Here is a 1,193-nt window from a genome sequence, read left to right on the forward strand (position 1 = left end):
GGAAAATAGAAAATGGCAAAAGCAAAATTTGAACGTACGAAAACTCACGTCAACGTGGGTACAATCGGCCACGTTGACCATGGTAAAACAACTCTGACTGCGGCAATCACTACTGTTCTTGCAAAAGCGCACGGTGGTTCAGCTCAGGCATTCGATCAAATCGATAACGCGCCTGAAGAAAAAGCCCGTGGTATCACCATCTCTACCTCACACGTAGAGTATGACACTCCAGCTCGTCACTACGCGCACGTAGACTGCCCAGGACACGCCGATTATGTTAAAAACATGATCACCGGTGCTGCTCAAATGGACGGTGCTATTTTGGTAGTTGCTGCAACAGACGGTCCTATGCCACAAACTCGTGAGCACATCTTGTTAGGTCGTCAGGTTGGTATTCCTCACATGATCGTGTTCATGAACAAATGTGACATGGTTGATGACGAAGAGCTGCTTGAGCTGGTAGAAATGGAAGTTCGTGAGCTACTTAACGAATACGAATTCCCAGGTGATGACCTGCCAGTAATTCAGGGTTCTGCTCTTAAAGCCCTTGAAGGCGATGAAGAGTGGGAAAAGAAAATTGTAGAGTTGGGCGAAGCCCTGGATTCTTACATTCCTGACCCAGAGCGTGCTATCGACAAGCCGTTCATTCTTCCTATTGAAGATGTTTTCTCAATTTCAGGCCGTGGTACGGTTGTAACCGGTCGTGTTGAGCAAGGTATCGTTAAAGTAGGTGAAGAAGTTGAAATCGTTGGTATGAAAGATACGACGAAGACAACGTGTACCGGTGTTGAGATGTTCCGTAAGCTTCTTGACGAAGGTCGTGCAGGTGAGAACGTTGGTGTTCTTCTGCGTGGTACCAAGCGTGACGAAGTTGAGCGTGGTCAGGTATTGGCTAAGCCAGGTTCAATCACTCCTCACACTAAGTTTGAAGCCGAAGTATACGTACTAGGTAAAGACGAAGGTGGCCGTCACACGCCATTCTTTAAAGGCTATCGTCCACAGTTTTACTTCCGTACAACTGACGTAACAGGTGCTGTAGAGCTTCCTGAAGGCGTAGAGATGGTAATGCCAGGCGACAACCTTAAGTTCGTAGTAGAACTGATTGCCCCTATCGCGATGGACGAAGGTCTGCGCTTTGCAATCCGTGAAGGTGGTCGTACTGTAGGTGCTGGTGTTGTTTCTAAGATTATGGA

The 1,193-nt window shown here is 47.4% G+C and carries 1 protein-coding gene; it reads left to right on the forward strand.

Annotation, left to right across the window (positions count from 1 at the left end; translation table 11 throughout):
- Positions 1–12 precede the first annotated feature (12 nt).
- The coding region (tuf, locus tag JK130_RS16530) for an elongation factor Tu (protein ID WP_218355430.1) at positions 13–1,193 on the forward strand (1,181 nt) is incomplete at its 3' end.

Source organism: Alteromonas lipotrueiana (assembly GCF_019249245.1).
Lineage (GTDB): Bacteria > Pseudomonadota > Gammaproteobacteria > Enterobacterales > Alteromonadaceae > Alteromonas > Alteromonas lipotrueiana.